This window comes from Trichococcus sp., from assembly GCF_055118575.1.
In genome coordinates, this window is sequence record NZ_JBSQPW010000019.1 from 42247 (window position 1) to 50362 (window position 8116).

Here is an 8116-nt window from a genome sequence, read left to right on the forward strand (position 1 = left end):
TTCACAGAAAAGGGGATACTTCATATGACAAAGAAAATCCGCGTACGTTATGCACCAAGCCCAACCGGTAACCTGCATATCGGAAACGCCCGTACCGCATTGTTCAACTATCTGTTTGCCCGCCATAACGATGGCGAGTTCATCATCCGTATCGAAGACACGGACCAAAAACGCAACCTTGAACATGGCGAAACGAGCCAACTGGAAAACCTGAAATGGTTAGGGATGGACTGGGATGAAGGTCCGGACAAACCGGGCAAAGTCGGCCCATACCGTCAATCCGAAAGACAGCATATCTACGATCCTTTGATCGACCAGTTGTTGCTTGCGAACCAAGCCTATAAATGCTACTGCACCGAGGAAGAACTGGAGACGGAACGCGAACATCAACGTGCCCGTGGCGAAATGCCGCATTATGCAGGGAAATGCGCGCACTTGACGGCTTCCCAGCAAGCTGAAAAAGAAGCACAAGGCATCACGCCGGTCATCCGTTTCCGTGTGCCGATCGAAAATACCTATACATTTGACGACATCGTTAAAGGACCGATCACGTTCGAAGCCAGCAGCGTCGGCGGAGATTACATCATCCGCAAACGCGATGGCTTCCCTACCTACAACTTCGCGGTTGCCGTGGATGACCACATGATGGGCATCACTCACGTCCTGCGCGGGGATGATCATATCGCCAATACACCGAAACAAATGATGATCTATGAAGCCTTCGAGTGGAAGACGCCTGTTTTCGGCCACATGACTCTGATCATCAACAGCGAAACCGGCAAAAAACTGAGCAAACGCGATGAAACGATCCTACAGTTCATCGAACAATACAAAGACTTGGGCTACTTGCCGGAAGCAATGTTCAACTTCATCACGCTGTTGGGTTGGTCACCGGTAGGAGAAGACGAAATCTTCTCGAAAGACGAGCTGATCAAGATGTTCGATCCGGAACGTTTGAGCAAATCACCTGCCGCCTTCGACCAGAAGAAACTGGAATGGATCAACAACCAATACATGAAGAGCGCCGATTTGGACACAATTGTGGCATTAGCCGCACCCCACTTGGTTGCTGCCGGCAAATTGCCGGAAAACCCTAGCGAGGACGACAAAGCTTACGCGAAAAAATTGATCGGCCTTTACCACGAGCAAATGAGCTATGCCGCTGAAATCGTTGCCCTTTCCGAACTGTTCTTCGCGGATGAACTCAATCTGGATGCAGAAGCGCAGGAAATCCTGGCTGCCGAAACGGCGCCGATTGTGCTTGCCGCTTTCAAAGAGCAATTGGTTGCCATTGAGCCGTTCGCAGAAGCTGAAATCCTGGGCGCCATCAAGGCAGTCCAAAAAGAAACCAAAATCAAAGGCAAGAACCTGTTCATGGCCATCCGCGTCGCCGTAAGCGGCCAAATGCACGGACCTGAAATCGGCAAGACCATCGAAGTGCTGGGCAGAGAAAAGAGCTTGGCTCACCTGAACAGCGTATTGGAAAAAATGTAAAACAGAGAAAAAAGGATAGCAAAAATGAGCTGATTCTATATAATGGATGGATAATCCAAAAAGGAGCATGAGATGACTTGAATAGAATACGCGAAACGATTCAAACCATAAAAGATCATGATCCGGCCGCAAGGAGTACGTTGGAAATCATTCTGACGTACCCGGGGCTACATGCCATCGTTGTATATGATATCGCTCATTTTTTTTATAAGCGTAATTGGTATACCTTCAGCCGGGTTATCTCGCATCTCGGGCGTTTCTTGACCGGTATCGAAATCCATCCGGGGGCAACGATCGGGCATCGTCTGTTCATTGACCATGGTATGGGGATCGTCATCGGGGAAACCGCCGAAGTCGGCGATGATGTCATGATTTACCATGGCGTGACGCTGGGCGGCACCGGGAAAGATACCGGCAAACGCCATCCCACGATCGGGAATAATGTGCTGTTGTCTGCCCATGTGCAAGTATTGGGGCCGATCAAAATCGGCGACAATGCCAAAATCGGGGCATCGGCTGTGGTCGTCAGCGAAATTCCGCCTGATGTCACAGCTGTCGGTATCCCGGCAAAAATCGTCCGTTACCATAAACGGAATGAGGAAAAAATGACCGAATGATTAGCAAACGAAAAAGGGCGTCAGCCCTTTTTTCGAAGCTGGAAAGGAGTGCGCAATGTTAAAAATCTACAATACCCTGACGCGCGAAAAAGAAGAGTTCCAACCGATCCAAAAGAATAAGGTGGGCATGTACGTCTGTGGTCCGACCGTCTACAACTACATCCATATCGGCAATGCCCGCAGCACAGTGGCTTTCGATACCGTCCGCCGCTACTTGGAATACCGCGGCTATGACGTGAATTTCGTCTCCAACTTCACCGACGTGGACGACAAGATCATCCGTGCCGCCAAAGAGTTGGGCATTTCCGCGAAAGAAGTCGCCGAAAAGTTCATCGCGGCCTTCTATGAAGATACCGCGGCTCTGCACGTCGAAAAAGCGACGCTGAATCCGCGCGTGATGGAAAATATCCCGGACATCATCGCCTTCATCGGCGATCTGATCGATAAAGGCTATGCCTATGAAGCTGACGGCGACGTCTATTACCGTACCGGTAAGTTCAAGGACTACGGCAAATTGAGCGATCAATCGATCAAGGACCTGATCGTCGGCGCCAGCGAACGCCTGGATGCGGAAGAGAACGTGAAAAAGGAAGATCAGCTTGATTTCGCACTTTGGAAAGCAGCGAAGCCGGATGAAGTCTCCTGGGAATCACCTTGGGGCTCGGGACGCCCGGGCTGGCACATCGAATGCTCGGTGATGGCGACCAAATACTTGGGCGACACCATCGATATCCACGGTGGCGGCCATGACCTGACTTTCCCGCATCACGAAAACGAAATCGCTCAGAGCGAAGCCAAAACCGGCAAAACCTTCGCGAACTACTGGATGCACAACGGCTTCGTCACAATCGGTGAAACAGCCGAGAAGATGAGCAAGTCGCTCGGGAACTTCGTGACGGTGCATGATATCCTGAAGGAAGTCGATCCGCAGGTGCTGCGTTTCTTCCTCGGAACTGCGCATTACCGCCGTCCGGTAAAATACAGCGAAAAAGCCATCGAAGAAGCCAAAATCAATCTGGAGAAAGTAAAAATCGCCTATCAGAATGCCCACTACCGCCTCCAAGATGCCGTCGCGGCACTGCCCGATGAGGCCGAGCAATTGGCTTTGTTCCAGAATCTGCAGGCACAGTTTGTTGCCGAAATGGATGACGATTTCCAAGCGGATAACGCCATGTCTATCGTTTACCAGTTCGCCAAGGAATTGAACATCTACGCGGAAGGCGAAGCCGTTTCTGAAGCAGTCATCACTGCAGCATTGGCTTTGTACAAGGCAATGGTCGGCGTCTTCGGCGTCATACTCGGTGAAGAAGCACTGCTGGATGACGACATCCAGACTTTGATTGATGAACGGACACAAGCCCGAACAGACAAAAATTTCGCCCGCAGTGATGAAATCCGCGATTACCTGAAGGATCAGGGCATCATTCTGGATGACACCGCCCAAGGCACCAGATGGAGAAGAGCATAGTGACAGAACAGAATTGGAGCTTATTGAACGGTCTTGCCTTGGCCTATGTCGGCGATGCCGCTTATGAGACTTATATCAGAACGCATTTACTAGAAAAAGGACACACCAAACCCAACCAGCTTCACCGGCGCGCGACTTTTTTCGTTTCGGCCAAGGCCCAAGCGAAACTGATGCATGTGATGCTTGAAAAAGAAGGCTTCCTGAGCGAAGCAGAAATGGATATGTACCGTCGCGGCCGCAACAGCAAGAGCCATACGATCGCCAAAAATGCGGACGTAACGACCTACCGCATCGCGACCGGCTTCGAGTCGCTGATGGGCTATCTGCATCTTTCCGGGCAAAAAGTTCGGCTTGAAGAATTGATCCGTTGGTGTATCCAAGAAGTCGAGGAAAACAATTATGAAAAATAAACCGAACCGCGCGTTCAAGGACAGCCGCAATGCACCGAAAAAGGGCAGACCGGAACCAAAACCAAGACGACGCGATGACGCAGAAAAAGAAACACCCGAAAACGAAGACTTCGTGATGGGACGCCACCCGGTATTGGAATTGCTGCGCTCCGATCGCGATGTCAACAAACTGTTCATCCAGGATGGACTGGGCGGAGAAAAATTGGGCGACATCATCAAGCTCGCGAAGGACCGCAAGATCCAGATCCAAGCGGTACCGAAAAGCAAGCTCGACACGTTGTCCGATAACGCCGTCCACCAGGGCGTCATCGCCGCTACGGCAGCTTTCCAGTATGCCGTACTCGATGATCTGTTCGAAGCGGCTGCCGCCAAGAACGAAGATCCTTTCTTCATCATCCTGGATGGTGTCGAGGATCCGCATAACCTGGGGTCCGTGCTGCGTACCGCAGATGCTTGCGGTGCCCATGGAGTCATCATTCCCAAGCGCCGCGCAGTCGGTTTGACGGCGACCGTCGCCAAAGCATCGACAGGCGCCATCGAGCACGTACCGGTCGTGCGCGTCACGAACTTGCACCGCACCATCGAAGAACTGAAGGAACGCGGTGTCTGGATCTACGCCACCGACATGTCCGGGCAGGATTACCGCCAGTGGGACACAACGTTGCCGTTGGCGATGATCATCGGCAACGAAGGCAAAGGCATTTCCCGCCTGTTGAAGGAATCCGCTGATGGCCTGTTGACCATCCCGATGGTCGGCCATGTGCAGAGCTTGAATGCCGGCGTTGCAGCCGGACTGATGATGTACGAAGTTTTCCGCAAACGCCACGTTTGATCCGATTCGTAGCATCTGCGTACCAGAAAAAGCGAGGTGAAGATCCTGTTGAAGAAAGAAATCCTGATAGTGGACGGCTACAATATGATCGGCGCCTGGCCGGAACTGGTGAAGCTGAAGAACCAGGACCTCATCGAAGAGGCCAGGGATCAACTGCTGCAGGCGCTGTCCGATTATCAAAATTATGAAGGCAACGAAGTCTGGTGCGTTTTTGATGCCCAGTTCGTTCCCGGCATCACGAAAGAGTATTCTAAATACCGGGTGAAGGTCATCTTTACCGCACAAGGGGAGACCGCCGACACCTACATCGAAGGCGTCGTCAAAAAACTGCGCAACGTGCTGACCGAAGTCTATGTCGCCACCAGCGACTTGGCCGAACAGCAGCTCGTCTTTTCGAAAGGCGCCCAGCGCATCTCCGCCATGGAACTCTACAAGGACATCAAACGCTCCAAAAAAGCCTTGGAGACCGAAAGCCGCCGCTTCCGCGACCAACGCCAGCGCGGCACCTGGTCAGATGACCAACTGGAGGTCCTGCGCGAGATCTATAAGGATATGTTGGAGTGAAGCTAGGTTCATCATGAATACACAAAGAAGAGGTCGTCTCGTTTATTTGCGGGGCGGCCTCTTTATTTGGAATTGCATCGACAAGAGCGGACCCAAAATTTGCCTGCAACTCCGGCGAAGAGGCCACTCACAGGAGTTTGCACTCCAAAATAAACCTTACCTTCTATGAAGGGAACATCGCCGGAGTTGTCCGGAAATATATGAACTAAACTCCGGCGACGCCTCCGTTCACCGGAGAAGAAGCGTGCAGATTTGGATCTGAACATATCCGAAGATCTCCCTTCATCAAAAGCGTGCTTCGGTATAAAATCCGAACAAAAAGTTATTCATCTATGATTTTTGGTTCGAATTTTAATTCGATTTACAATTTATCATGAATTTTATCGAGTTTTTTTTATTAAAAACCGAAAAAAGCCTCGACAATAAAAATATCCAATGGTATCATTTTTGAAAACACTGGATATTTCAGAGAAGGCGGGAAAACATGAAAGAATTGTACGACGGCAAAACAAAAACAGTCTTGTTGGATGAAGCGAATAAGGAAGTCTACTTATTGTTTAAAGATAGCGCAACCGGCCAAGATGGCGTCTTCGATCCAGGCTCCAATACAGTTGGCGGCAGTGTTGCCGGTAAAGGAAAAGTTGGCTTGACTGTTTCCAAATACTTTTTTGAATTGATGGAAAAAAATGGTATTCCTACGCACTACTTGGATGCGGATATCGAAAAAGGTGTCATGAAAGTTCGCCAACTGACTGTCCCGAATCTGGAATTTGTTTTACGCTATTTCACTGCTGGCAGTATGTGCCGCCGTTTTACCTTGCCTGAAGGGTTGCCTTTTGATCCGCCCTATTTGGAAGTGACGTTGAAAGACGATGAACAAGGCGACCCATTGATTACGGATCGCTTGTGCCAAATGAAAGGTATTTTGCAACCTGGGCAATACAATGAAGCGCTCGATATCTTAACGAAAGTCGGCGCAGTTCTTAGAGATGCTTTAGCCGAAATGAACTTGACCTTAATCGATTTCAAAATTGAAATTGGTTATGACAATGACGGAAAAATGTACGTCGTGGATGAAATCACCCCCGATATTTGGCGCGTCAAAGATGAAGCAGGCAATATTCCCAACCAAATTGACTGTGCGCAATTGATTTTAGAAAAAATTCAATAAGAAAAAGGTGAGATCCCAGTACGGGACCTCACCTTTTTTACTCACCAACAAAGATGACCCAGCGTCCTCTAGTGGCGATAGTCGATCCGAGTTCAAGGGTATTTCCTCATCGAAACCACTTGGATCAGGATGAGCGCTAGACTGGTCAGCAAGGTGACGAAGACGATGCTTTGGATGCCGGTGAGGTTGATGACGACGGCGGCCAGGCTGGCGCCGAACGCACCGCCCAATTGGATCAAGGAACCGTTGATGCTGAGCATAAAACTGGATTTGTTATCGGTCACTTGGGCGATGCCGGTGTTGAGCTGCAGGCCGGTGAACCAGGCACTCATCAGCCATATGATAATGAAGAGCACGCTTAACCATTTCGACGGTTGGACAACAAGGATCAATAGCATCGCTGCCGTTTGGAGCACCGCCCCGAGCATCATTGACTTGGCGTATCCGATGGCATCCGATACATGGCCGCCGAGCAGGTTGCCCGTGAAACTGGCAAGGCCAAGCGCAACCAGTATCAGGCTCATCAGCGGCTCGATGGAAGGGAAAAGCAACAGCAAGTACGGTGTCGCATAGGTGTAGAAGGCGTTGTATCCCATGAACATCATCAACGTATAGGCAAGCAGCAGCAACGTTTTCCCGTCCTTAAAGAACTGCAGCTCGTTTTTCAGATCCAGTTTTGTGGCCTCGTGATCCGCTTTCGGCAAATACTTCAGGAAATAAACGAGAGACAACAGCATCATGGCATTCAGTATCCAAAAAATGCTGCGCCAATCCAGGACTGCGGACAAGGCGCGCGTCAACGGGATGCCGATGACAAGCGCCAAGGAACTCCCCATGATATAGAAAGCCAAGGAACGCCCTTGCCGATCCTTGGGCGAGAGCGCCAAAATCGTTGAAATGGCCAGCACACCATAACTGTTGGCGGAAATCCCCATCAGCAGCCGGACGATGAGCAGTTGCACAAAATTTTGGGCATAGATGAGCGCGAAGGTCGTCAAAATAGTCGCAAACAGCATCAGCTTCAGCATCTTGCTGCGTTCGACCTTCCGGAACAGGATCAAAGTGATCGGCACTCCGAACGCCGCCCCATAAGAATACATCGTGTTCAACAGACCGGACTGGGCCACCGAGATGCCCAGCGAAACAGCCACTTTGTCCAGAATGCCGCTGAAGACAAAAGCCGTCATCGCCAGCACAAAGCTCATCGCACTGAAGACCAGTAACATCGTGTTTGGTTTTTTCATTTTAGTCTCCTTCGAAAAGTGGTTTTTGATTGCGGTTACATAAAGCCGGCCCGGATTATCCGACCTGCTTTTCCGCATATAAAACCAGTATACAGGTTAAACTGGACTTCAAGTCAAGGAGATTCGTGAAGATTTCTGTTACGGCAACAGGAAGGTAGGGGATTCCTCTTTTTGCAATGCTGACTGCTCCCCATGGATAAATCCAGGGGGTTCCAATGGCTGTTGGGACGTCACGGACCGTACTGGCGATATTTCCAAAAAAGTGGAGATGTCGTTTTTCTATTTCCGTTCTATTCCCAAAAGCCCTTAGACTTTC

Annotated in this window: 9 protein-coding genes; 7 read left to right on the forward strand and 2 right to left on the reverse strand. The window is 50.3% G+C overall.

The window, feature by feature from the left end; genetic code table 11:
• The first annotated feature begins 24 nt into the window (after positions 1–24).
• The 7 genes from gltX (at position 25) to ACTCCX_RS06985 (ending at position 6556) form a co-directional block, all read left to right on the forward strand.
• Positions 25–1494, forward strand: coding sequence for a glutamate--tRNA ligase (gene gltX, locus ACTCCX_RS06955; protein ID WP_463275328.1), 1470 nt, complete (start codon positions 25–27; stop codon positions 1492–1494).
• Positions 1495–1571: 77 nt separating this feature from the next.
• Positions 1572–2111, forward strand: coding sequence for a serine O-acetyltransferase EpsC (epsC, locus tag ACTCCX_RS06960; protein ID WP_463275329.1), 540 nt, complete (start codon positions 1572–1574; stop codon positions 2109–2111).
• Positions 2112–2166: 55 nt separating this feature from the next.
• On the forward strand, positions 2167–3579 hold the full coding sequence (cysS, locus tag ACTCCX_RS06965) for a cysteine--tRNA ligase (protein WP_463275330.1): 1413 nt from the start codon (positions 2167–2169) through the stop codon (positions 3577–3579).
• A complete protein-coding gene (locus ACTCCX_RS06970; protein WP_068561422.1) occupies positions 3564–3989 on the forward strand; it encodes a Mini-ribonuclease 3 in 426 nt (141 codons plus the stop codon). Before cysS ends, ACTCCX_RS06970 begins: the two co-directional genes overlap by 16 nt.
• A gap of 115 nt (positions 3990–4104) precedes the next feature.
• Positions 4105–4821: a 23S rRNA (guanosine(2251)-2'-O)-methyltransferase RlmB gene (rlmB, locus tag ACTCCX_RS06975; RefSeq protein ID WP_068561493.1), complete on the forward strand. Its 717-nt coding sequence runs from the start codon at positions 4105–4107 to the stop codon at positions 4819–4821.
• Between the two features lie 48 nt (positions 4822–4869).
• The gene (locus tag ACTCCX_RS06980; RefSeq protein ID WP_276646458.1) at positions 4870–5385 is read left to right on the forward strand and encodes an NYN domain-containing protein; all 516 of its coding nucleotides are present in this window, start codon (positions 4870–4872) and stop codon (positions 5383–5385) included.
• Positions 5386–5869: 484 nt separating this feature from the next.
• Positions 5870–6556 (forward strand): phosphoribosylaminoimidazolesuccinocarboxamide synthase, encoded by a 687-nt coding sequence (locus ACTCCX_RS06985; RefSeq protein ID WP_463275331.1) that lies wholly within the window; start codon positions 5870–5872, stop codon positions 6554–6556.
• Positions 6557–6648: 92 nt separating this feature from the next.
• On the opposite strand, the gene ACTCCX_RS06990 is transcribed toward ACTCCX_RS06985, so the two are convergent.
• Together ACTCCX_RS06990 and ACTCCX_RS06995 are read right to left on the reverse strand one after the other, a co-directional pair.
• Entirely contained in the window at positions 6649–7800 is a 1152-nt protein-coding gene (locus ACTCCX_RS06990; RefSeq protein ID WP_463275332.1) for an MFS transporter, read from the reverse strand.
• Between the two features lie 55 nt (positions 7801–7855).
• Positions 7856–8116: hypothetical protein (locus ACTCCX_RS06995; RefSeq protein WP_463275333.1), on the reverse strand; the 261-nt coding region annotated here is incomplete at its 5' end.